Source organism: Amycolatopsis rifamycinica (genome assembly GCF_000695625.1).
GTDB classification, from domain to species: Bacteria; Actinomycetota; Actinomycetes; order Mycobacteriales; family Pseudonocardiaceae; genus Amycolatopsis; species Amycolatopsis rifamycinica.
The window spans coordinates 200,383-222,572 of the sequence record NZ_JMQI01000043.1; the positions used below are offsets into that span (position 1 = coordinate 200,383).

The window sequence follows — 22,190 nt, forward strand, 5'->3', positions numbered from 1 at the left end:
AGTGACCACCACCACACCGGTTGTCTTCGAACGCCGTCCGGACGAGTACCGCCACTGGCGCCTGCGGATCGACGAGGAGGTGGCCTGGCTGGAGCTGGACGTCGACGAGCAGGGTGGGCTGGTCCCGGGGTACGAGCTCAAGCTCAACTCCTACGACCTCGGCGTCGACATCGAGCTCTACGACGCCACGCAGCGGCTGCGGTTCGAGCACCCCGAGGTCCGCGTGGTCATCGTGACCAGCGCGAAGGAGAAGGTGTTCTGCGCCGGAGCGAACATCCGCATGCTCGCCGCGTCGGAGCACCACTGGAAGGTCAACTTCTGCAAGTTCACCAACGAGACCCGCAACGGTATGGAGGACGCCACCGAGCACTCCGGCCAAGTCTACGTGGCCGCGGTGAACGGCACCTGCGCCGGCGGTGGCTACGAGATCGCGCTGGCCTGCGAGAAGATCTTCCTGATCGACGACAACTCCTCGACCGTCGCGCTGCCGGAGGTTCCGCTGCTCGGCGTGCTGCCCGGCACCGGCGGCCTCACCCGGGTCGTCGACAAGCGCCGCGTGCGCCGGGACCTCGCCGACGTCTTCGCCACGCGCCCGGACGGCGTCAAGGGCCGGACGGCGGTCGACTGGCGCCTGGTCGACGAACTGGTGCCCCGCCAGGGCTTCCGCGAGAAGGTCCTGGAGAAGGCGCGGGACCTCGCGCACGCCTCCGAAAAGCCGGCTGATCAGGGCATCGAGCTGACGCCGCTCCAGCATCGCTATGTCGACATCGACGTGGCCGGGGATCAGGCCACGATCACCGTCAACGGCCCGGAGAACGACCCCGGCGACCTGCACGAAGAGGGCGCGGACGGCTGGTTCCTCGCCATGACCCGCGAGCTCGACGACGCCATCCTGCGGCTGCGCACCAACGAGGTCGAAGCCGGGACGTGGATCCTGCGCACCCAGGGCGACCCCGCGAAGGTCCTGGCGCACGAGCAGGCCGTACTGGGGCAGAAGGACTGGCTCGCCAACGAGATCACGCACTACTTCAAGCGCACCCTCAAGCGCCTCGACGTCACCAGCCGCAGCCTGATCGCGCTCATCGAACCGGGCAGCTGCTTCACCGGCGCACTGCTGGAAATCGCGCTGGCCGCGGACCGCCAGTACATCCTGGACGGCCCGCCGATCGACAATGAGCACAGTCCGCTTCGAGCGTCCCTTCAGCTCACCGACGCCAACTTCGGCGCCTTCCCGATGGGCAACGGCCTGACCCGCCTCCAGGCGCGCTTCTACGGCGACGACGACCACCTCGCCTGGCTCACCCGCGAAAAGAACCGCGAGCTCAGCCCCGCCGAAGCCCTCGAACTCGGCCTGGTCACCGACGCCCCGGACGACCTCGACTGGGAGGACGAGATCCGGATCGCCCTCGAAGGCCGCGCGTCGCTCTCCCCGGACGCGCTCACCGGGATGGAGGCCAACCACCGGTTCGTCGGTCCCGAGACCATCGAGACCAAGATCTTCGGCCGGCTGGCGGCTTGGCAGAACTGGATTTTCACCCGGCCGAACGCATCCGGACCGGAAGGCGCGCTGCGCCGCTACGGTACGGGACAGAAGGCCGTCTTCGACAGGAAGCGGGTCTAGCGCAAAATGCCCGAGAAAATCGACTACGACGCCAAGATCCCGAACAACGTCAACCTCTCCGAGGACCGCAGGCTGCAGCGGGCCCTGGAGGGCTGGCAGCCGAAGTTCATGCACTGGTGGGCCGAGATGGGCCCGACGCTGGAGACCCAGGGCGTCTACCTGCGCACCGCCGTCAGCGTGGGCCGCGAGGGCTGGGCGCACTTCGACCACGTCAACGTCCCCGACTACCGCTGGGGCATCTTCCTCGCCGAACGCGACCCCGACCGCCGGATCGCCTTCGGCGAGCACCAGGGCGAGCCGGTCTGGCAGCAGGTGCCCGGCGAATACCGCGCCGACCTGCAGCGGCTGATCGTCATCCAGGGCGACACCGAACCGGCGTCGGTCGAGCAGCAGAAACTCCTCGGCCTGACCGCGCCGAGCCTGTACGACCTGCGGAACCTCTTCCAGGTCAACGTCGAAGAAGGCCGGCACCTGTGGGCGATGGTGTACCTGCTGCACGCCTACTTCGGCCGCGAAGGCCGGGACGAGGCCGAAGGGCTCCTGCTGCGCAACTCCGGCAGCCCGGACGCGCCCCGCATCCTCGGTGCCTTCAACGAGGAAACCGCCGACTGGCTGGCGTTCTACATGTTCACCTACTTCACCGACCGCGACGGGAAGTACCAGCTCGGCACGCTCAAGGAGAGCTCCTTCGACCCGCTCTCGCGCACCTGCGAGTTCATGCTCAAGGAGGAAGCGCACCACATGATGGTCGGCACCACCGGCGTCGACCGCGTGGTGACCCGCAGCGCCGAGCTGATCCGCGAGCACGACACGTACGACATCGGCCCGCACGGCGGCATCCCGCTGGACGTCATCCAGAAGTACATCAACTTCCACTACACGGTGTCCCTGGACCTGTTCGGCAGCGAGACGTCGACGAACGCGGCGAACTACTACACCGCCGGGCTCAAGGGCCGCTGGCAGGAGACCCGCCGCAAGGACGACCACAAGCTCACCGAAGACGCCCGCACGCTGGAGCGGCCGAACGGCGACGGCACCTGGACCACCGAGGAGATGCAGGCGATCCTGCTGCTGAACCTCGACCTGCGCAGCGAGTACGTGGCCGACTGCCAGACCGGCGTGAAGCGCTGGAACAAGATCCTCTCCGACGCCGGCATCGACTTCGCGTTCCGCTTGCCGCACCCTGGCTTCAACCGCGAAGTGGGCATAAACTCCGGCCACCACGTCACTCCCGACGGCACCATCGTCGACGAGGCGACCTGGGAGGCGGGCAAACGCAAGTGGCTGCCCACGACCGAAGACCTCACGTTCGTCCGCTCGCTGATGCGCCCGGTGTACGAGCGGGGGAAGATCGCGAGCTGGGTGGCGCCGCCGCGGCAGGGCATCAACGGGAAGCCCATCGACTACGAGTACGTGTACCTCACGTAGGAGGCCTGGTGGCGACAGCGTTCAATGCCGCGGAGTACCTGCTGCAGGCCGGGCGCCCGGACGCGACCGCGGTCGTCTCGCCCCGCCGCTCGCTCACCTACGCCGAGCTCGCGGCGGAGTCCCGGCGCGTCGCCGGCGGCCTGCTCGAACTCGGCGTGCGGCCCGAAGAACGGGTCATGTTCTGCATGGTCGACGACGTCGAGCTGCTCACCGGCATCCTCGGCGCGATGCTGGCCGGCGCGGTCGCCGTCCCGGTGTCGACCATGGTCACCGGGCCGGAGCTGGGCCAGGTGCTGGCCGACTCGCGGGCCCGCGTGCTGTGCGTGTCCGGGGAGTTCGCCGGGCAGGCGGTGACCGCGCTGGAGCTGGCGCCCGAGGTCACCGACGTCGTGCTCGACCGCTGCGACGGCGCCGGGTTCGGTGTCCGGACGCACGACTGGGCGTCGCTGGCCGGAGCGTTCCCCGGCGGACGGACGTGGGAGGACTCGCCCGCGCTGTGGCTGTACACGTCGGGGACGACCGGGCAGCCGAAGGGCGCGATGCACCGGCACGCGAGCATCCGCGCGGTCTGCGAGACCTACGCGCGTGGTGTGTTGGCCACGACGTCGGCGGACCGGTTCCTGTCCGTGCCGAAGCTGTTCTTCGCCTACGGGCTGGGAAACTCGTGTTTCTTCCCGCTCGGCGCGGGCGGCACGACGCTGCTCGAGCCTTCGCGGCCGACGCCCGCGCTGTTCGCGAGACGCGCTCGCGAGGAGCAGCCGTCCCTGTTCTTCGCGGTCCCGACGTTCTACGCGGCGTTGCTCGCCAGCGATGTCCCGGACGACTCGTTTTCCTCGGTGCGGCACGCGGTTTCGGCCGGCGAGCCGCTGCCCGCGTCGCTGTTCGAACGGTTCCGAGCCCGCTTCGGGCTGGAAATCCTCGACGGCATCGGGTCGACCGAGGCGCTGCACATCTTCCTGTCGAACCAGCCCGGTTCGGTGCGGCCGGGCAGCACCGGCGTCCCGGTTCCCGGGTACTCGGTGCAGCTCCGCGACGAGGCCGGGGCGGTGATCGCCGCCGCCGGAAAGCCGGGCGAGCTGTTCGTGGCCGGGCCGTCGACGGCGACCGGCTACTGGGCCCGCTACGACGCGACGAAGCTCGTCTTCCAGGGCGAGTGGCTGCGGACCGGCGACAGCTACGTCCGCAACGAGGACGGCACCTACAGCTGCCTGGGCCGGTTCGGGGACATGCTGAAGGCCGGCGGGATCTGGGTGTCACCGTCCGAAGTGGAGGAACGGCTGCGGCAGCACCCGGCGGTGGCCGAGGTGGCGGTCGTCGCCGCGCCGGACGCCGACGGCCTCGACAAACCCGTCGCCTGCGTGGTGCCCGCCCCCGGGTTCGCGGTGGACCGGGACGAGCTGATCGAGTTCTGCCGCGAGGGGCTCGCCGCGTTCAAGCGCCCGCGCGGGGTGGTCGAGCTGGCCGAGCTGCCGAAGACGGCGACCGGCAAGATCCGCCGGAACGTGATCCGCGAGCAGGTCCGCGACGTGCTGCGGACGGTGCCCAGCTCGTGATCGACGGGCACTTCGTGGTCGACGCCCACGTCCACGCGCCGCGGCTGCCGACGCTGAAACCCGCGTGGCTGCAGTGGGCGCACGACTTCGCCGGGGCGTACCCGTGGCGTTCGGTGTACTCCGCCGCGGGGGAAGTGATCCCGGCGGCGATGGACGAGCTGATGGAGTCCGAAGGCGTCGACCGGGTCCTGCTGTTCTGCGAGTACAGCCCGCGGGCGACCGGCATCCAGCCGATCGAGGACAACCTGTCGCTGGTCGAGCACAACCCGGCGCGGTTCCGGCTCGTGGCGAACGTCAACCCGTACCTGCACCACCCGGCGGCGGCGGAGGTGGCGCGGCAGCTGGATCTGGGGGCGGTGGCGCTGAAGATCCACCCGGTGCACGGCGCGTTCTCGCCGGCGGACAAGGAGCTGTACCCGGTCTACCAGCTGTGCCTCGAACGCGGGGTGCCGGTGATCCTCCACTCCGGCACGTCCAGCTTCCCGGGCTCCCGCACGAGTTTCGGCAACCCCGAACTGCTGTCGGACGTGGTCGAGGACTTCCCGGCCCTGCAGTTCGTCTTCGCCCACGGTGGTCGCGGCTGGTGGTACGACGTGGCTGCGTTCCTCGCGCTGGCCCGCGACAACGTCTGGCTCGACCTCGCCGGGCTGCCGCCGAAGAAGCTGCCGGAGTACTACCGGCGGTTCGACTTCCCGCGGCTGGCCGGGAAGTTCGTCTTCGGGACGGACTGGCCCGGCGTGCCGGGCGTGGCGAAGAACGTGCGGGCGCTGCTCGGGCTGGGCCTGCCCGAGGACGTCCTGAGCGGCGTCCTCGGGGGCAACGCGGTCAAGCTGATGCCGGGCCTGGCCTAGGACCTCGTGCCGTGTTTCAACGGAAGGGGCTCCCGCCCGCGAGGGGACGGCCGGGAGCCCCTTCGCTCACCCGACGGGCAGCAGCCCGCGTTCGGCGAACACGCCCTTGACGGTGAGCATGGCGTTGAACACGCGTGGGTTGCCCGCGAAGGCGAGCAGGTGGATCACGGTCTCGACGATTTCCGACGGCGTGACGCCGACGTTCAGCGCCGCCTTCGTGTGGAACCGGAGCTGCCGTTCGGTGTCACCCAGCGTGACCAGCGCGGCGATGGTGACCAGCTGCCGCTGCCGCAGGTCGAGGCCGGGACGGGTGTAGAGGTCGCCGAACGCGAACTCGCCGACGTAGGTCGCCAGGTCGGGGGCCACGTCGGCCAGCGGCGCGACGATGTCCTCGATGTCGCCGCCCATCTCGGCCAGCCGCGCCGCCCCGCGTTCGAACCGCTCCGACCGCTGCATCAGGCGGGGACCTTCGCGCTGTGCTTCTCGATGAAGCCCACCATGCGGCTCCAGGCGTCGTCGCACGCCTCCTGCCACTCGTCGTAGGCCGCGTCGAAGAACGAGTGCGGGGCGCCTTCGTAGACGTGCATGTCGTAGGTCTTGCCCGCCTTGTCCAGGGAGGCGGCGAAGGCGTCGAACTCCTCCTGCGACGTCGCCACGTCGGACCCGGCGAGCAGCAGCAGGAGGGGGGCGGAGATGTCGTCGACGACGTCGTTGACCAGCTTCGGCAGGCCGTAGAAGCCGATCACGCCGGTCACGCCGAGGTCGCTCGCGGACAGCCGCCAGGACTGGCCGCCGCCGAAGCAGAAGCCGACGGTGAACACCGGGCCGGTGTTGAACTTCGTGAGGTGCTCGGCGGCCGCCTTGACGTCGGCGGCGACCTCGTCCGGCTGGACCGACGGCAGGTACTGCTTCCAGTCGAACTGGTCGTCGCGCACGCCGACGCCCGCGGTCCGGCCGTAGTAGTCGATGGCCGCGGTGGTGTAGCCCGCCTGGGCGAACCGGTTGGCCAGCGCCTGGTAGTACGGGTGCGTGCCGCGGATGTCCGGCAGGATCACGATGTTGACGCCGTTGGGCTCGGCCGGGATCGCCTGGAACGCGGAGAACGCCGTGCCGTCCGCCGAGGTGAGCTCGAGCATCCCGTCCTGGGCGACCTCGCCCGGGTTCTCCAGTGCGGGCGGGCGGCTGTCCGTGCTGTGGCACATGGTGGGTGCACCTTTCGAAGGTCTGGTCGGTCTGCTGGACCCAGCCTGGCGGCGCCCGGCGGGCCCGGCCAGATCCCGGTTCGACCCCCGGACCGGCGTTACTGGTACCCGCAGGACCACGCTCGGGACCGCATCGGTGCTGCACACTGGGGGGATGAGCGAGCAGAACGAGCTGGGCCGGTTCCTCAAGTCGCGGCGGGCCAGGATCGATCCCGGCCGGTCCGGCATCGAGGCCGGCCCCCGCCGCCGCGTCGCCGGCCTGCGCCGTGAGGAGGTCGCTTCGCTCGCCGGGATCAGCGTCGAGTACTACGTCCGGCTCGAGCAGGGACGCGCGGCGCGGCCGTCGGAGGCGGTGCTCGACGCGCTCGCCCGCGCGCTGCAGCTGGACGGCGACGAGCGCCGGTACCTCGAAGGGCTGGCCCGCCCGCGGCCGTCCGCGCGCTCGCCGCGGCCCGAGCGGATCCGCACCGAGCTGGTCCAGCTGCTGGACATGATGGACCGGGTGCCGGCGATGGTCATCAACCACCGGATGGACGTGCTGGCCTGGAATCAGCTGGCCGCCGCGCTGTTCTTCGACTTCGCCGCCGTGCCGCCGCGGGAGCGCAACCTCGCCCGGTTCGGGTTCCTGGACGCCGACAGCAAGGAGCGGTTCGTCGACTGGCAGGACGTCGCCCGCGCGACGGTCGGCACCCTGCGCCTGGCGACCAGCCACCACGACGACGACGAGGTGCTGGCGACGCTGCTCGGCGAGCTGATGATGAAGAGCGAGCAGTTCCGGACGCTGTGGGCCGGGCGGGACGTCAAGCAGCGGACGCACGGGAGCAAGCGGTTCCGCCACCCGGTGGTCGGCGAGCTGACCCTGCGCTTCGAGAACTTCGACCTGCCCGGCGAGACCGGCCAGCGGCTGGTGGCGTTCAGCCCCGAGCCGGCCAGCCCGGCGGCCTCGGCGCTGGAGCTGCTGGCGATGTGGACGGCGCCCTCGGCGGAACAGCCCGATCGGGTGAAGTCCGAAGAAGCCTGATTCCAGCGGTCGTGAGTGGTAAGGGCGGTTCCCACCGCCCTCACCACTCACGACGGGCTAGTCCTGCCAGGCGAGCGCGGCCCGGTGGCTGTCCTCGAACATGTGGTACTTCGCGATCAGCCCGTCACGGACGCGGACGTGCAGCGCGAACGTGCTCGCGAACACCTTGCCCGTGCGGTGGATCCGGTGCGCGAACTCGCCCAGGACCACGCCGTCCTCGCCGTCGACGAGGATCTTGGCGATGTCGAACTTCTCCGTGCTGATGTCCTCGAGCGCGATCCGCAGGAACTCCTCGACCCCGGCGAGGGACGGCTGCTTCCCGGCCCAGGGCACGATCTCTTCGGCGCCCGCGACGACGAAGTCGACGTCCGCGGCGAACAGCTCCAGCATGCCCGGCCGGTCGCCGTTGCCGAAGCGGGTGAAGAACTCGCCGATCGTCGCCGCCGTGTCGCGGACGGTGGTGGGGGTGGACACAGGGGATCTCCTCAGGTGGTGATGGCGGACAGGTGGGCCCGCACGGTGGACACGCCGACGGCGGCGACGTAGTGGTCGGGCCGCACCAGGGCGGTGAAGGGTTTGGGACGCCACAGCTTGCCCGGACCCGGGGGCGGAGGGGTGAAGTCCTCGGTGAGCGACCCGTCCGCGTGCAGCACCCGCAGCGTGAGCAGGTCGCGGTGGGACGCCAGCAGGGCACGGAGCTCCGGCGTGTCCTCGGTCCGGCTGACCAGCAGCGTGTACCGGTCGATGGGCATGACGGACCGCAGGGCGGAGACCGTGCCCTCGTACCGGACCGGCTCGTCCGGCAGCAGATGTCCACTGAGGACGGACGAGGGCCGGGTGCGCTTGTCGACCGGGCCCGCCACCGCGGCCCCGGCCGGGTAGTGGTTGGTCAGGCCGGCCAGCCACGGCGCGTAGTAGCGGTCGAACAGGCCGAGCCGCTCGGCGAGCCCCGCCGAGACGTCGCGCGCGGCGATCTGCCAGCGCTTCTTCAGCAGCCACGCCTTGGTCTGCGCCTCGGCCTGCTTGACGACCGCCGAGGCGACGGACGCCCGTTCCACCCCGTAGCTGTCGAGCAGCCCCCGGCCGGCGTGCCCGCGGTGCACCAGCGCCAGCTTCCAGGCCAGGTTGTGCGCGTCGGTGACCCCGGTGTTGAGGCCCTGCCCACCCGCCGGGCTGTGCACGTGCGCCGAGTCGCCGGCCAGGAACACCCGGCCCACGTGGAACTTCTCGGCGTGCCGGGCGTGGATGCTGAACGTCGTCAGCCAGTCGATGTCGTACAGCCGCAGGCCACCGGGCCCGCGCTTGTCCAGGAAGTCCTGCAGCACGGCCGGGGTCAGGTCCTCCGGGCGCATCCCGGGCGGCCCGGCGGTGAACACCCGGAACCGGCCGTTGTAGAGCGGGACGAGCACCATGACCCCGCGCGACGAGCAGTAGTAGTGCACGGCGTCACGCTGCAGGTCGCCTTCGATGGAGCTGTCGGCCAGGATGAAGACGTTCTCGTACGTGCTGCCCTGGAACTCCAGGCCGATCTGCTTGCGCACCGTGCTGGTCGCGCCGTCGGTGCCCAGGACGTAGGAGAACCGCGCGAGCTCCTCGCGGCCGTCCGGCCCCGCCAGGGTGACCTCGACGCCGTCGCCGTCCTGGCGCAGGCCGGTGAGCGTGGTCGCCCACTCGGTGGTGCCGCCCGCGTCGGCCAGCGACTTGCGCAGCAGCGTCTCGACGTCGGGCTGGGTGATGACCGACGGCCGGGTCCGCGGGCCGAAGCCGATCCGGCAGATCTGCTTGTTCTCGGAGTAGTAGCGGAAAGCGTCGATGGGCAGGCCGTAGGTCTCGATGTGCTCGCCGCCGCCCAGCAGCCGCAGCACCTCCAGGGTGCGCGGCCACACCATCAGGGCCTTGGTGAGCGGGCTGGGCTCGCTCGCCTTGTCGACGAGCCGCACCGGGATGTCGCGCCGGGCCAGCTCGGCCGCGGCGGTCAGCCCGACCGGGCCGCCGCCGACGATCAGGACCGGCAGTTCCTCTGCCATGGTTCGCTCCTCGGGTCAGGGGGTCACGGGGGCCAGTTCGTCCACAGTGGACGTACGGTCGCGCAGCATCCACACGATGGCGGGCGCGCCGAGCGCGCAGACCGCGGCCAGCAGCCACAGCACGGTGTGGAACGCCGTGGTGTAGGAGCCGGACACGAAGTCGGTGAAGGCCGCGCGCTGGCCGGCGGGCAGGGCCGTGGCCAGCTCGGCGATCTGCCCCTGTGCGGCCTTGTTGGCGACGGTGCCGGCGTCACCCGCGGCCGCGTACCGGCCGGGATCGCCGGTCAGCCCACCGCGGGTCAGGGTCACCAGCAGGGAACCCATCCCGGCGATGGCGACGGCCTCGCCGGTCAGCCGCATGGTGTTGAACATCCCGGCGGCCATGCCGGCACGGGACGCGGGCACGGTGCTGACCGCGGCGCCGTCCAGCAGGCCGAACGAGATGCCGACGCCGGTGCCGATCACCAGCAGCGGGCCGAGCAGCGTGCCGACGCCCGACGTCCGGTCGATCGTGGTCAGCCACGCGGCCCCGCCGGCGACCAGCAGCAGGCTGGCGCCGAGCAGCACGCGCGGCGGCACGGTCTTGCTCACCGTGCCGGCCACCACCGGGAACACCAGCACCGGCACGGTCAGCAGCAGCATGGTCAACCCGGCCCGCTGCGCGCTCATCCCGGTGATGCCGATGAAGAACGACGGGAGGAACACGAGCAGGCAGACGAACCCGAAGGCCAGCAGCACCGGCATCAGGCAGACCGCGACGAACCGGGGCTGCCGGAACAGGCTCAGGTCGAACATCGGCCGCTCCTGGCGGCTTTCGGCGACCACGAACGCGATCAGCAGCACCACGCAGGCGGCGTAGAGCGCCAGCACGGTGGGCGCGGCCCAGCCCAGCTGCGGTCCTTCGACCAGGGCCAGGGTCAGCGCGAACAGGCTGCCGCTGAACGTCGTGGTGCCGAGCCAGTCGACGCCGGTGGCGTCCGGGTTGCGCGATTCGGCGAGCTTCGGCAGCGCGAGCGCGACGGCGGCGGCGATGAGCGCGTGCGTGAAGAACACCGCACGCCAGCCCCACAGGTCGACCAGGATCCCGGACGTCGACGGGCCCAGCGCCAGGCCGAGGCCGAACGACGAGCCGAGCCAGCCGAACGCCTTCATCCGGGCGGGGCCGTCGAACGCCTGCGCCAGCATCGCGGACGCGGCGGTGAGCACCATGGCGGCCGCGATGCCCGCGGCGCCGCGCAGGACGTCCAGCACGACGATGTCCGAGACGGCGCCGGCCGCCGCGGTGCAGGCGACGAACCCGGCCAGCCCGATGCCGAACATCCGCTTGCGGCCCAGCAGGTCCGCGAGCGCGCCGGTGGCGAGCATGACGCTGGCGAAGGTCAGGTTGTAGGCGTTGACGATCCACTGGACGCTGACCAGCGAGACGCCGAGGTCGGTGCCGATGTCCGGCAGCGCGATCGACGTCCCGGTCAGCGACGCGGGCAGCAGTCCACAAGCGACACAGACGGCGACGAGCGTGATCGCCGGACTGGCCCGCCGCGCGGACACGGAGGTTGACACGTCAGAACTCCTTCTCGGGTTCGGTGACCTGCAGGACGATCTTTCCGGTGGTGCGCCCGGTTTCCCCGAGCTCGTGCGCCTTGACGGCGTCGGACAGCGGCAGCACGTGGTCGAGGTGCACGCGCAGCTCGCCCCGGTCCACCAGACGGGCCAGCTCGGTCAGCCCGGCGCCGTCGGGCTCGACGAGGAACGGGCTGACGCGCACGCCGCGCTCGGCGGCGGCCGCGGTGACCTCGGCGCTGACCTGGCCGATGGTGAGGATCAGCAACCCGCCCGGCCGGAGCGTGTCGAGCAGGCCGAGCGTGTGGTCGCCGCCGAGCAGGTCGAGCACGACGTCCTGGTCGCGCACGGCCGCACGGACCTCGACGGCGGTGTAGTCGACGGCCTCGTCGACGCCGACCGAGGCCAGGAACTCGTGCTTCGCCGCAGTGGCCGTGCCGGTGACGACCGCGCCGCGCGCGTGCGCGATCTGCGCGGCCAGGTGGCCGACCCCGCCCGCGGCGGCGGTGACCAGCACCCGGTCGCCCGCCTTGACGCCGGCCACGTCGACCAGCGTCTGCCAGGCGGTCAGGCCGGCCATCGGCAGGCCGGCGGCCTCGGTGAAGCTCAGCCCCGCGGGCTTGTGCGCGAACTGCCGGGCGGGTGCGGTGACGTACTCGCCGTAGCCCCCGGCTTCGCGCGGGAACCAGAGCAGCCCGAAGACCTCGTCACCGGGGGCGAACCGGGTCACGCGCGGACCGGCTTCGACGACGCCGGCGACGTCCCAGCCCTGCACGAACGGGTGCGCGCCGAGCGCGCCGGTGGGGAAGATCCCGCCGCGGATCTTCCAGTCCACCGGGTTGACGCCGGCGGCGTGCACCCGCACCAGCACCTCGGTCGGGACGGGAGCCGGTTTGTCCATATCGGACAGGACGAGCACGTCCGGCTCGCCGGCGGCGGTGGTCTGCACGACCTTCATGAGTGGTCTACCTCCTGGAGAGTGCGGGAACGCCGAAGAGCGGCTGTGACATTCGGTGCTTCGCCCTGGTGCCGGGGGCCTCGCCACCCGGACCCCCGAAGAGCGGGCGGTCGGCGATCGGCAACGACGGGATCCGCCGCCAGCCCAGCCGCCGGGCCCGCTCGGCCAGCACCGGGTCGTCGCCGACGACGACCGGGCAGCCGGTGAGCTCGAGCACCGCCAGGTCGGAGGCGTCGTCGCCGTAGGAAAAGCAGTCCGCCGGGTCGATCCCGTGCCCGGCGGCGATCGCCGCGGCGGCCTCGGCCTTGCGCGGGCCGACCATCGGGTCGGCCACGCGCCCGGTGTAGCGGCCGTCGTGGATTTCGGGCTCGGTGCACACCACGACGTCCGCGCCGGTGAGCCGGGCGATCGGGCCGAGGCACGGCGCGAACGAGCCGGACAGCAGCACGACCAGGTCGCCGCCGGCCGAGTGCGCGCGCAGCATCGTGAGCACGCGCGGGTCGAACAGCCCGCCGAACGACCGTTCGAGCTCGAACCAGCGCCGGCCGCCGGTGACCAGGTCGGCCACCGACCGGCCGGCGAACGCCCCGAAGAACGCCCGGTTGGCCTCGACGCGGGACGCGCCCGCCGCCTTCAGCCGGTCCAGCTCCGCCATGAAGTCCACGTAGGACTCCGGCTCACCGCGCACCGCGCAGTCGTAGGCGAGGAACCGGAACAGGCTCGTGACGGTCAGGAGCGTCCCGTCGACGTCGAAGAACGCCAGCCGGTGGTTCATCGAACCGCAGCGGTCTTCTCGTCGAGGTAAGCGAGCGCCTCGCCGACGGTCAGTTCGTGGTGCAGGTCGCCTTCCGGCACGACCGCGCCGTACTCGCGCTGCACCCAGAGCGCGATCTCCATCAGGTGCAGCGAATCCAGGCCGATCTCCTCGAGCGTGCGGTGGGCGGCCAGCTCCTCGACCGGCAGTTCGGCCTTGTCGGCCAGCAGCTGGATGACACGGGCGTTGACGGTGGTTTCCACGGGTTCCTCCGGTATCGGTGGGTCAGGACAGGTCGGGCCACTCGAGCGTCACCGCGCCCCAGCTGGCACCACCGCCGAACGCGGTGAGCAGGACGCGGTCGCCCGCGGTGAGCAGCCCGGAGCTCGCGGCGTCGTCCAGCGCGAGCGGGATGGACGCGGCGGCGGTGTTGCCGTACTTGTCGACGTCGACGAAGGCGCGTTCGGCGGGCAGGCCGAGCTCTTCGGCGACCGCGCGCAGGATGCGGACGTTCGCCTGGTGCCCGACCAGCCGGTCGACGTCGCCGGGCTTCCAGCCGGTGCGGGCCAGCGCCGCCCGCGACGAGGACGCCATCCGCAGCACGGCGTTGGTGAACACCGTGCGGCCCCGCATCTTCATGAAGTACTCGGCCGGGTCGGCCGACGTCCGCCGCCGCGAGCCGCCGGCCGGCACGATGATCAGGTCGGCCAGTGCGCCGTCGCTGCCGAGGTCGAAGCCCAGCAACGCGCCGCGCTGGGCCGCGTCGCCTGCCTCCAGGACCACCGCGCCGGCACCGTCGCCGAAGATCGGCGCGGTGGTGCGGTCGGCCGGGTCGATGATCGTGGTGAACGCCTCGGCCGCGACCACCAGTACCCGGTCCGCGGTGCCGAGCGCGATCAGCCCGGCCGCCGTGGCCAGCGCGTACAGGAAGCCCGAGCACACCGCGGCGACGTCGTAGGCGGGGATCGTGCCCAGCCCGAGCCGGTCGGCCACCGCCGGTCCCGTCGCCGGGCACGTGTGGTCCGGGGTCGTGGTGGCCAGCACCAGCGCGTCCACCGCGTCGACCCCGGCCGACTTCAGCGCCCGCCGTCCGGCCTCGGTGGCCAGGTCGCCGGTCGCCGTGCCGGGCTCGACGACGCGGCGCTCCCGGATCCCGGTCCGCGACCGGATCCACTCGTCGGAGGTGTCCATCCGGGACGCCAGCATCGCGTTGGTGACCACCTGGTCCGGCACGGTCGAGCCGAGCCCGGTCAGCACGGCCGCGCGAGTCGTGGCGCTCACGACGCCGCGGTGACGGCCCAGGCGCGGTCGGACTCGATCGTCATGTCGACCGCGCGATACTCCTCCTGGGCCCGTCCGATGGCCTCGTCGACCGTCATCACCGGCGCGAAGCCGAACAGGTCGACGATCTGGTTCAGCCGCTCCGGCAGCGTGCCGCCGACGACGTGCCGCGGGATGCCCAGCTCGTCGATCGCCGCCGCGATGCCCTCGTCGGCCAGCCGGCGGAACCGCTCGTTCACCGGCCGGTGGCCGTCCTTGGCCAGCTCCAGCTCGTTGGGCAGGTGCACGAACGCGTCGTAGGTCTGCTTGACGTGGTCCTTGATCGCCTTGCCGAGCTCGCCCATGACCTCGTCGAAGAAGGCCATCTCGGGCGTCCGCTCGACGGCCTCGACGTCGGACAGGTGCACCGAGTCGTTCGGGTTGATGCCGACGATCACCCGCACGGCGCCGTAGAGCCATTCCTGCAGCGACGAGCCGTCGGAGACGAAGCCCTTGGTCAGGTGGCTCTCGTGCACGCAGCGCTCGACGTGCCGGCGCACGATGAGCTGGATCAGCTCGGCCCCGGTGCACTGTTCGAGGGTCTTGCCCGGCACGGCGACCGGCAGCAGCTCCCGCATCGTGCGGGCGCGGGTGCGCGGGATGTCGACGTAGTGCGCGAGCGCGTACGAGGTGAGGGTCTTGCCGGACGAATAGGTGCCGGAAATGGCCAGTTTCATCGGATCTCCTGTTCAGCTGCCGTGCGGCAGCGCGTGGGTGACGGCGCAGGTGAAAGCGACCCCGCCGAGTTCGGTGTGGATGTCCGCGGTGCGCCAGACGCCGTCGTTCATCTCGACGAGCCGGGCGTTCTCCAGCCGGGTGTGCAGCCGCAGCCCCGGCCGGAACGTCCGGTGTGGACTGTCGGTGGTCAGCGTGGTGCTGCGCATCCAGAGCGTGTTGCTGTCCCGGCGGTGCATGCCGTCGAGCTCGTAGAGCAGGATCTGGGCCAGCTGCAGGCCGGTGGCGAAGGCGTCGACCATCGTCGGGGCCGGGCCGTAGGCGGCCTCGGCGCCCTGGGTGGCCCCCGCGTCGGTCAGGTCGACGCGCGCGTTCGCGGACAGCCCGTCCAGCGCCAGCTCGCCGATGCGGTGGTCACCCCGGGTGAATCCCGTTCCGTAGTACCGGTTCTTGGCCGGGCCGAGCAGCGCGTCGACGCCCGGCAGCAGGCTGTGCCCCGGGTGCGCCGGGCCGCCGGCGTGCTCGACTTCGCAGCGCACCCGCATCGCGCCGACCTGGGCGTCCACCACGGACACCGCGGGCAGCACCGTGCCCGTGCCGGTCCCGGTCAGCCGTCCGGCCAGCGGCAGCTCGGTCAGGTCCTCCTCCGGGCGCTGGCCGGCGCGGATCCGGACCTTGCGGATCCACAGCGCGCGGTGCGCGGCGGCATCGAGGCGGAACGTCCGCACCACGCACACTTCCGCGAGCTGGACACCGAGCAGGATCGCGTCGATCGTGCTCAGGTGCGGCCGCAGGTCGGCGCCGGTCAGCTTCTTCGACCAGTCGGCGGGGTAGGACAGCCCGACGTGCGTGGTGACGGCCGTGTCGTGCGTGCTCCGCACGTCGGCCACCACGGGCCCGAAGGTGTAGCCGACGCGCCGGTAGCCGGCCGAGAAGAACCGCTTGGCGCCGGGGCCCAGGTAGTCGTCGACGGTTTCGCGCAGCGCGATTTCAGTCATGGATACGTCCGATCGAAAAGAGTGTGGCGAAAGAAAAGGATCAGCGTGGCCGGAGGGGGAGAACCGACATCAACGGCGGCTGGATGCCGGAAACCTAACACGGCAGGCCGCCGGTTTGCCTGCGTCGCTTGGTACGCACAAGGGTATGCGGGTACTGCCACCACCACTGTGATGTGGCCGACAGGAACCGGCGGTCCCGCCGGGGAACCGGCTTAGCCTGAAAAGCGTCGCAGCGGTCGATGAATGGGTTTCACAAAAGTTTCCCGGAGGTCACATGAGCAACGCAGAATTCCCGGTGCGCGCGATTCCCGCGGATGACCAGGCCGGTCAGCTGATCGCGAAACTGGGGATCGTGATCGGCGAGTGCCGCCCGGGCCGGGTGGTCGGCACCATGCCGGTGTCGGGCAACCGCCAGCCGGTCGGGATCATGCACGGCGGCGCGAACGCCGCGTTCGCCGAGACGCTGGGCTCGTTCGCGGCCTGGCAGCACGCCGGCCCGGACGGCCAGGCGGTCGGGCTGGACCTGTCCTGCACCCACCACCGCTGGGTCGCTTCGGGCACGGTGCGCGGGGTCGCGACGCCGTTGCACGAGGGAAGATCCAGTGCCACCTACGAAATCGTCATCACCGACGACGCCGGCCGCCGCACCTGCACGGCCCGGCTGACCTGCGCGATCAGCCGCCGGGCGCGGCGCGCGCCGCGCTGAGCCTGGTCCTGCCGGTACTGGTACCGGCGGTCCGGGGGAAGGACGCGGTCTGGCACGCGCCCCGCCGCGGCGGAAGACTCGCCGGAACCGCCGACACACCGGGAGGTCGCCCGTAGTGGCCACGCCGAGCCCGTCCGCCCGCACCGCGATGCGCCCCGGCGACGGCATGCCGCGGGCGATGGTCACGCTGTTCGCGGTCGCCGCGGGGCTCGCGGTGGCCAACATCTACTACGTCCAGCCGCTGCTCACCGCCATCGCCGCCGAATTCCGCAGCAGCAGCGGCACGGCTTCGCTGATCGTCACGGTCACGACCGCCTGCTACGCCGCCGGCCTCGTGTTCGTGGTCCCGCTGGCCGACATCGCCGATCGCCGGAAGCTGATCGTCGTGCTGATCTCGATCGTCGCGGTGATCCAGGCGGTGTCGGCGGTGGCTCCCTCGATCGCGGTGCTGACCGTGGTGTCCGGGGTGCTGGCGGTCAGCGCGGTGGTCGCGCCGATCATGGTCGCGTTCGCCGCCACGCTCGCCACGCCGGACCAGCGCGGTGGCGTGACCGGGCGGGTGATGAGCGGGGTGCTGGTGGGTGTCCTGCTGGCGCGCACCGGCGGCGGACTGGTGGCGCAGTGGACGGGCAGCTGGCGCGCGGTCTACGCGGCCGCCGCGGTGCTGATGGTCGTGCTGGCGGTGCTGCTGCACCGGAAACTGCCCGCGGTGCCGGTCGGCGACCGGCTCGGCTACGGCAGGCTCCTGCACTCGGTCGTGGCCATCGTGCGCGAGGAACCGTTGCTGCGCCTGCGGTGCGCCTACGGGTTCCTGACCTTCGCCGGGTTCAGCGCGTTCTGGGCCACGACGGCGTTCCTGCTCGCCGGCCCGCCGTACCACTACGGCGAGGCGATGATCGGCGCGTTCGGGTTGCTCGGCGCGGTCGGGGCGTACGCCGCCCGCGTCACGGGCCGGTTCACCGACCGGGGCTGGGAACGCCGGACGACCGGGGCGCTGCTGCTGGCCGTGCTGCTCGCGTGGGGCCTGATGGCCCTCGACGGCGGCGGCGCGCTCGGGTCGCTGGTGGCCGGGGTGATCGTGCTGGACCTGGGCGTGCAGGGCGTGCAGGTGGTGAACCTGAGCACGGTCTACGCGCTGCGCCCGGAAGCGCGCAGCCGGATCACGATGGCCTACACCGGCACCTACTTCCTCGGCGGCGCGGCGGGTTCCGCGGTCGCCGGCGCGGCCTATTCGGCGGGTGGCTGGCTCGCGGTCTGCGCGGCGGGCGCCGTTTTCGCGTCGGCCGCGCTGGTGCTCTGGGGCGTCACGACGCTCCGGACAAGGTGAAGATCATTCACAGTCGCGTGATTTGATTCAAAATTTGACGATTCGTGGGTTCCGGCGGTTCTTGTTGGAAGATCTTTCAAAACGTATCGATCGCGTGAATACCTTTCGGTGCGATTTGTTCTACTTCCGGTATGTGCGCCGTCACCGCACGCGCTTTTTCTTGACAGGGGAATTGCCTCACTTATCATGAGGCCATGACTAAATCTGGGGGTTCTAGTCGTAATCGTATGGAACTGGCGCATTTCCTGCGGACGAGGAGATCACGTTTGTCGCCCGCGGACATTGGATTGTCCGTTTCGTCCGGAAAGCGGCGGACGCCGGGACTGCGGCGGGAAGAGGTCGCCGTCGTCGCCGGGATCGGGACGTCCTGGTACGCCTGGCTGGAACAGGGCCGGGACATCAACGTCTCGGAGAACGTCGCCCGCGCGATCGGGCGGGCGCTGCGCCTCGACCGCTCCGAAGTCCGCTACCTGTACCAGCTGCTGGGGATCAGCCCGGGACAGGACGGACCGGGCGCTCGCGCCGGCGCGGAGGCGCTGGGCCTGGACACCGGCCGGGTCGTCGACGAATGGCTGCCGAACCCGGCGCTGGTCGTCGACGACCTGTGGAACCTGCTCGACTCCAACGCCGCGGCGCGCGCGGCCTTCGGGATCGAGGAGGACGACCGCAACCTGCTGGTCAGCTTCTTCACGAGCGAGCGGGTGTGGTCGCGCTACCCGGACCCGGACCGGGTCGCGCGCGAGGCGGTCGCGCAGTTCCGCGCGGCCGCGGCGGCGCGCTACAACGACCCGGGGTTCAGCAGGCTGGTCGCTTCGCTGTGCTCGCGCAGCGAGCGCTTCGCCGCGTTGTGGCGCAGCCACGAGGTGCTGGATTCCCGGCTGAAGCGCAAGGAGATCGACCACCCGGAGGTGGGCAGGTTGACCTTCGACGTGCACACCTGGCGCGTCGACGGCGCCGACGGCATCCGGCTGTTCCTGCACCTGCCGTGCCCGGTCACCGAGACCAGGGCCCGGTTGGAGAAGCTGCTGCGGCTGCGGGACGCCGTCGTCCGGGAAGCGCAGCCGACGGCGAGCTGAGCGCGAAGGGGCCCTCCTCCGGAGGGCCCCTTCGGTCAGCCGTTGAACTCGCGCAGCGTCCGCATCGCCCCGGCGAGCTGCGCCGCGTCGTCGCCCAGCGGGGCCAGCACGATCCGGCGCAGGATGTCCGCCGCCGCGGCCCGCGCCTTGTTCGCCACCTCGAGCCCGTGGTCGGTCAGCGACGCGAACGTCACGCGGCGGTCGTCCGGGCTCGGGACGCGGCAGATCAGGTCGGCCGCGACCAGGCGGTCGGCCACCTTCGTGAAGCCGCCGCTGGACAGCGCCGCCTCCGTGGCCAGGCGGGTCATCGGCATCCGGTGCTCGGGCGAGCGGACCAGCCGCAGGAGGATGTCGAACGACGCGGGCGCGAGGCCGAAGCGGTCGGCGATCTCGCCCATCAGCTTGTCCTGCGTGGCCAGGTAGCCCTCGATGACCAGGCCCCACCAGGTGACGATCTCGTCGTCGTCGGTCTTCGGATCCGGAGTCACCGCGACAGCCTACCGCGGTATCTTCCGGGCGAGAGGTTCCGTCGGGCCCGCCGCGGCGTTTGTACGGTCCGTATACCGGACCACCCTACGATCGGGCGATGACTAACGAGGCACTACAGCGTGCTACGAAACTGCTGGACGCGGTCATCCTCGCCGACGGGCACAACGACCTGCCGTGGGAGCTGCGGCAGCACGGTGGCCCGAACCCGGTCGAGGCGGTCGCGTCGCTCGACCTGACCGTGCGGCAGCCCGCGCTGCACACCGACTTCCCGAAGCTCGCCGACGGGAAGCTGGGCATGCAGTTCTGGTCGGTGTACGTGCCCTGTGAGTTCGAGGGCCACAGTGCCGTCACCGCCGTTCTGGAGCAGGTGGAGGTCGTCCACCAGCTGGTCGAGCGCTACCCGGACCGGCTACGGCTGGTCACTACCGCGGACGAGGCCGAGGCCGCGTTCGCCGACGGCCGGATCGCGTCGCTGCTCGGGGCCGAGGGCGGCCACAGCATCGCCGAGTCGATCGGCGTGCTGCGGATCCTGCGCCGCCTCGGCGTCCGGTACATGACGCTGACGCACAACTTCAACACCACCTGGGCCGACGCGGGCACCGACGAGCCGGCCCACGGCGGGCTCACCGAGTTCGGCCGCGACGTCGTGCGCGAGATGAACAAGATCGGGATGATGGTCGACCTCTCGCACGTCGCGCCGTCGACGATGCGGGCGGCGATCGGGATCAGCTCGGTGCCGGTGATCTTCAGCCACTCCTCCTGCATCGCGGTGAACGACCACCCCCGCAACATCCCGGACGACGTCCTGGCCATGCTGCCCGGCAACGGCGGCGTCGCGATGATCACCTTCGTGCCCGCGTTCGTCTCGCCGAAGGTCGCCGCCTGGAACGAACAGCTCGAGGCCGCGATGGCCGAGGCCGGGCTGGAGTACCGGAACCTGACGCTGCGCGGGAAGTTCGTCCAGGAGTGGGACGGCCCGCCGAAGCCGCTGGCCACCGTCGAGGACGTCGTCGCGCACGTCGAGCACGCCCGCGAGGTCGCCGGCATCGACCACATCGGCCTCGGCGGCGACTACGACGGCGTCGGCTCGCTGCCGGAGGGCCTGGAGGACACGTCCAAGTACCCGGTGCTGTTCGCGGCGCTGCTCGAGCGCGGGTGGAGTGAGGACGACTGCGCGAAACTGGCCGGCCGGAACACGCTGCGCGTACTGCGGGAGGTCGACGGTTTCGCCCGTTAGGGGGTTTGAGGCGGCGCTCCCCGCGCACCGGACGGACACTGGGCACATGACGCACGCGCGCGGGGGCGCGGCCGACCGCCCCACCGGTCCCACCCACCACGACCTGCCCGAAGGCGCCCTGGAGCCCGCCGAGCTGCGCGCCGGCGACGTCCGGCCGGGCGCGGAGGAGGCGACGCCGGTGCGCCCGGCGTCCGCCAAACCGGCGGGCAAGGCCCGCCCGACCCGGATCAGCGGCACCTGGGTCGCGGTCATCGCCGGCCTGCTCGTGCTGGTCGTGCTGCTGATCTTCATCCTGCAGAACCTCGCCCCGGCGACGGTCCGCTTCTTCGGCGCCGAAGGCAGCCTGCCGCTGGCCATCGCCATGCTGTTCTCGGCCATCGGCGGAGCGGCCCTGGTCGCGCTGATCGGCGGCGCCCGCATCCTCCAGCTGCGAAAGCAAGCCCGCCGCCGCTGACGCGCCACTTTCACGTGAAAGTGTTCCGGAGTAACCACCTCCGGGTCACTTTCACGTGAAAGTGCCCGTCAGACGATGATGGCGGTCATTGTCAGCAGCTGGGCGCAAACGTTTTCGTCGCCGGTGGTGCGGACGCCGTCGGTGCTGGTGGTGTTGCGGGTGCAGAGGCGCCAGAACGTGTCCAGGTCCGTCGTCACCGTGGCCAGCGGGGTGCGGGACGGCGGCGCGCCGCGGTCCAGGACCCAGCCGTCGCGCTCGCGGCGCGCGTACCACCGGCCCTGGCCGGTCACCGTGTAGCCGACCTGCTTGCCGACGCGGGCATCGACGTCACGCAGGGTGTGCGGCAGCGCGCGGACGAACGTGTCCGCGATCGGCTCGGCGTACTCCGCCTCCAGCGGCGTGTGCTCCAGTGCCTCGCGGATCTGCACGTGGTGCACCCAGAACTCCGAATAGTCGCGGGCCGCGTCGAGCCAGCGCGGCGCGGGCTCGTCGCCGGCCCAGCTCACGGGCCCGCCAAAGGCGTCGAGGTCCAGCTGCGCCCAGTACTCGGTCGTCTGGCCCATGAACTCGTACAGCATCGTGAGCAGGACGTCGGTCGAGAGCCGGCGGCACGCGACGACCCACTCCTCGTTGATCCGGTCGATGAACCGCGGGAAGGCTTCACCCGGACGGGGGGCATCCGCGGCGTGCCCGTCCCGGCCCCGGGACAACCGGCCGACCTTGTCACCCAGAAGGTGGGCGGCGACGTCCTTGACCGTCCAGCCGGCGCACATGGTCGGCCGCGTCCAGTCCTCGTCGGTGAGGGCGCCGAGCAGCGTCATCAGTGCCTGTTCTTCCTTGGAGAAGTACGGGAGAACGTCGATCGGCGGGCCCCAGCGCGTCGGACTCATGGCCTCCATCCAACACGCAAGTCACACCTCCATTCGGCCTACC

General features: G+C 71.2%; 23 protein-coding genes. 10 read left to right on the forward strand and 13 right to left on the reverse strand.

Going from position 1 to position 22,190, the window contains the following annotated elements; genetic code table 11:
- The first annotated feature begins 1 nt into the window (after position 1).
- The 4 genes from boxC to DV20_RS20645 are packed head-to-tail and all read left to right on the forward strand — an operon-like array spanning position 2 to position 5,453.
- Positions 2 to 1,621 carry a 2,3-epoxybenzoyl-CoA dihydrolase gene (boxC, locus tag DV20_RS20630; protein WP_043782638.1) on the forward strand — a complete coding sequence of 540 codons (1,620 nt, stop codon included), beginning with the start codon at positions 2 to 4 and terminating at the stop codon, positions 1,619 to 1,621.
- A 6-nt stretch (positions 1,622 to 1,627) separates the two neighbouring features.
- Entirely contained in the window at positions 1,628 to 3,049 is a 1,422-nt protein-coding gene (boxB, locus tag DV20_RS20635) for a benzoyl-CoA 2,3-epoxidase subunit BoxB (protein ID WP_043782640.1), read from the forward strand.
- Positions 3,050 to 3,057: 8 nt separating this feature from the next.
- Positions 3,058 to 4,602, forward strand: coding sequence for a benzoate-CoA ligase family protein (locus tag DV20_RS20640; protein ID WP_043782643.1), 1,545 nt, complete (start codon positions 3,058 to 3,060; stop codon positions 4,600 to 4,602).
- Positions 4,599 to 5,453: an amidohydrolase family protein gene (locus tag DV20_RS20645; RefSeq protein WP_043782644.1), complete on the forward strand. Its 855-nt coding sequence runs from the start codon at positions 4,599 to 4,601 to the stop codon at positions 5,451 to 5,453. Before DV20_RS20640 ends, DV20_RS20645 begins: the two co-directional genes overlap by 4 nt.
- 66 nt (positions 5,454 to 5,519) lie before the next feature.
- Here the strand turns inward: DV20_RS20645 and DV20_RS20650 are convergent, their stop codons facing one another.
- A complete protein-coding gene (locus DV20_RS20650; RefSeq protein WP_043782646.1) occupies positions 5,520 to 5,909 on the reverse strand; it encodes a carboxymuconolactone decarboxylase family protein in 390 nt (129 codons plus the stop codon).
- Positions 5,909 to 6,655: a dienelactone hydrolase family protein gene (locus tag DV20_RS20655; RefSeq protein WP_043782647.1), complete on the reverse strand. Its 747-nt coding sequence runs from the start codon at positions 6,653 to 6,655 to the stop codon at positions 5,909 to 5,911. The genes DV20_RS20650 and DV20_RS20655 overlap by 1 nt, the downstream gene beginning before the upstream one ends.
- Before the next feature lie 154 nt (positions 6,656 to 6,809).
- Here DV20_RS20655 and DV20_RS20660 point away from each other — a divergent pair, with 154 nt between their 5' ends.
- The gene (locus DV20_RS20660) at positions 6,810 to 7,676 is read left to right on the forward strand and encodes a helix-turn-helix transcriptional regulator (RefSeq protein ID WP_043782649.1); all 867 of its coding nucleotides are present in this window, start codon (positions 6,810 to 6,812) and stop codon (positions 7,674 to 7,676) included.
- A gap of 57 nt (positions 7,677 to 7,733) precedes the next feature.
- Here DV20_RS20660 and DV20_RS20665 read toward each other — a convergent pair whose 3' ends face one another.
- From DV20_RS20665 to DV20_RS20705, 9 genes are read right to left on the reverse strand one after another with little or no spacing between them, the layout of a single operon-like run.
- Positions 7,734 to 8,150 carry a nuclear transport factor 2 family protein gene (locus DV20_RS20665; RefSeq protein WP_043782651.1) on the reverse strand — a complete coding sequence of 139 codons (417 nt, stop codon included), beginning with the start codon at positions 8,148 to 8,150 and terminating at the stop codon, positions 7,734 to 7,736.
- Positions 8,151 to 8,161: 11 nt separating this feature from the next.
- Positions 8,162 to 9,703, reverse strand: a complete 1,542-nt coding sequence (locus tag DV20_RS20670) for an FAD-dependent monooxygenase (protein ID WP_051736064.1) — start codon at positions 9,701 to 9,703, stop codon at positions 8,162 to 8,164.
- Between the two features lie 15 nt (positions 9,704 to 9,718).
- Positions 9,719 to 11,263 (reverse strand): MFS transporter, encoded by a 1,545-nt coding sequence (locus tag DV20_RS20675; RefSeq protein WP_051736065.1) that lies wholly within the window; start codon positions 11,261 to 11,263, stop codon positions 9,719 to 9,721.
- Between the two features lies 1 nt (position 11,264).
- Complete coding sequence (locus DV20_RS20680; protein ID WP_043782652.1) at positions 11,265 to 12,221, reverse strand: NADP-dependent oxidoreductase; 957 nt, start codon at positions 12,219 to 12,221, stop codon at positions 11,265 to 11,267.
- A gap of 7 nt (positions 12,222 to 12,228) precedes the next feature.
- The gene (locus DV20_RS20685) at positions 12,229 to 12,996 is read right to left on the reverse strand and encodes an HAD family hydrolase (RefSeq protein ID WP_051736066.1); all 768 of its coding nucleotides are present in this window, start codon (positions 12,994 to 12,996) and stop codon (positions 12,229 to 12,231) included.
- Positions 12,993 to 13,238 carry an acyl carrier protein gene (locus DV20_RS20690; protein WP_043782654.1) on the reverse strand — a complete coding sequence of 82 codons (246 nt, stop codon included), beginning with the start codon at positions 13,236 to 13,238 and terminating at the stop codon, positions 12,993 to 12,995. Before DV20_RS20690 ends, DV20_RS20685 begins: the two co-directional genes overlap by 4 nt.
- 22 nt (positions 13,239 to 13,260) lie before the next feature.
- Entirely contained in the window at positions 13,261 to 14,256 is a 996-nt protein-coding gene (locus tag DV20_RS20695; protein ID WP_043782655.1) for a beta-ketoacyl-ACP synthase III, read from the reverse strand.
- On the reverse strand, positions 14,253 to 14,972 hold the full coding sequence (locus DV20_RS46230; protein ID WP_043782657.1) for an AAA family ATPase: 720 nt from the start codon (positions 14,970 to 14,972) through the stop codon (positions 14,253 to 14,255). The genes DV20_RS20695 and DV20_RS46230 overlap by 4 nt, the downstream gene beginning before the upstream one ends.
- A gap of 12 nt (positions 14,973 to 14,984) precedes the next feature.
- Entirely contained in the window at positions 14,985 to 15,968 is a 984-nt protein-coding gene (locus tag DV20_RS20705; protein WP_051736067.1) for an AvrD family protein, read from the reverse strand.
- 274 nt (positions 15,969 to 16,242) lie between these two features.
- Between DV20_RS20705 and DV20_RS20710 the strand changes: the two genes are divergently transcribed.
- From DV20_RS20710 to DV20_RS20720, 3 genes are all read left to right on the forward strand, one after another.
- Positions 16,243 to 16,674 carry a hotdog fold thioesterase gene (locus DV20_RS20710; RefSeq protein WP_043782660.1) on the forward strand — a complete coding sequence of 144 codons (432 nt, stop codon included), beginning with the start codon at positions 16,243 to 16,245 and terminating at the stop codon, positions 16,672 to 16,674.
- Between the two features lie 115 nt (positions 16,675 to 16,789).
- Complete coding sequence (locus DV20_RS20715) at positions 16,790 to 18,001, forward strand: MFS transporter (protein ID WP_084093577.1); 1,212 nt, start codon at positions 16,790 to 16,792, stop codon at positions 17,999 to 18,001.
- Positions 18,002 to 18,228: 227 nt separating this feature from the next.
- On the forward strand, positions 18,229 to 19,077 hold the full coding sequence (locus tag DV20_RS20720) for a helix-turn-helix transcriptional regulator (RefSeq protein ID WP_268747436.1): 849 nt from the start codon (positions 18,229 to 18,231) through the stop codon (positions 19,075 to 19,077).
- 35 nt (positions 19,078 to 19,112) lie between these two features.
- Here the strand turns inward: DV20_RS20720 and DV20_RS20725 are convergent, their stop codons facing one another.
- Positions 19,113 to 19,565, reverse strand: coding sequence for a MarR family winged helix-turn-helix transcriptional regulator (locus DV20_RS20725; protein WP_043782664.1), 453 nt, complete (start codon positions 19,563 to 19,565; stop codon positions 19,113 to 19,115).
- 98 nt (positions 19,566 to 19,663) lie between these two features.
- Here DV20_RS20725 and DV20_RS20730 point away from each other — a divergent pair, with 98 nt between their 5' ends.
- Both DV20_RS20730 and DV20_RS20735 read left to right on the forward strand, forming a co-directional pair.
- Positions 19,664 to 20,803, forward strand: coding sequence for a dipeptidase (locus DV20_RS20730; RefSeq protein WP_043782665.1), 1,140 nt, complete (start codon positions 19,664 to 19,666; stop codon positions 20,801 to 20,803).
- A gap of 46 nt (positions 20,804 to 20,849) precedes the next feature.
- On the forward strand, positions 20,850 to 21,257 hold the full coding sequence (locus tag DV20_RS20735; RefSeq protein WP_043782667.1) for a LapA family protein: 408 nt from the start codon (positions 20,850 to 20,852) through the stop codon (positions 21,255 to 21,257).
- Positions 21,258 to 21,325: 68 nt separating this feature from the next.
- Here the strand turns inward: DV20_RS20735 and DV20_RS20740 are convergent, their stop codons facing one another.
- Positions 21,326 to 22,147: a maleylpyruvate isomerase family mycothiol-dependent enzyme gene (locus tag DV20_RS20740; RefSeq protein ID WP_043782795.1), complete on the reverse strand. Its 822-nt coding sequence runs from the start codon at positions 22,145 to 22,147 to the stop codon at positions 21,326 to 21,328.
- Between the last annotated feature and the right edge of the window lie 43 nt (positions 22,148 to 22,190).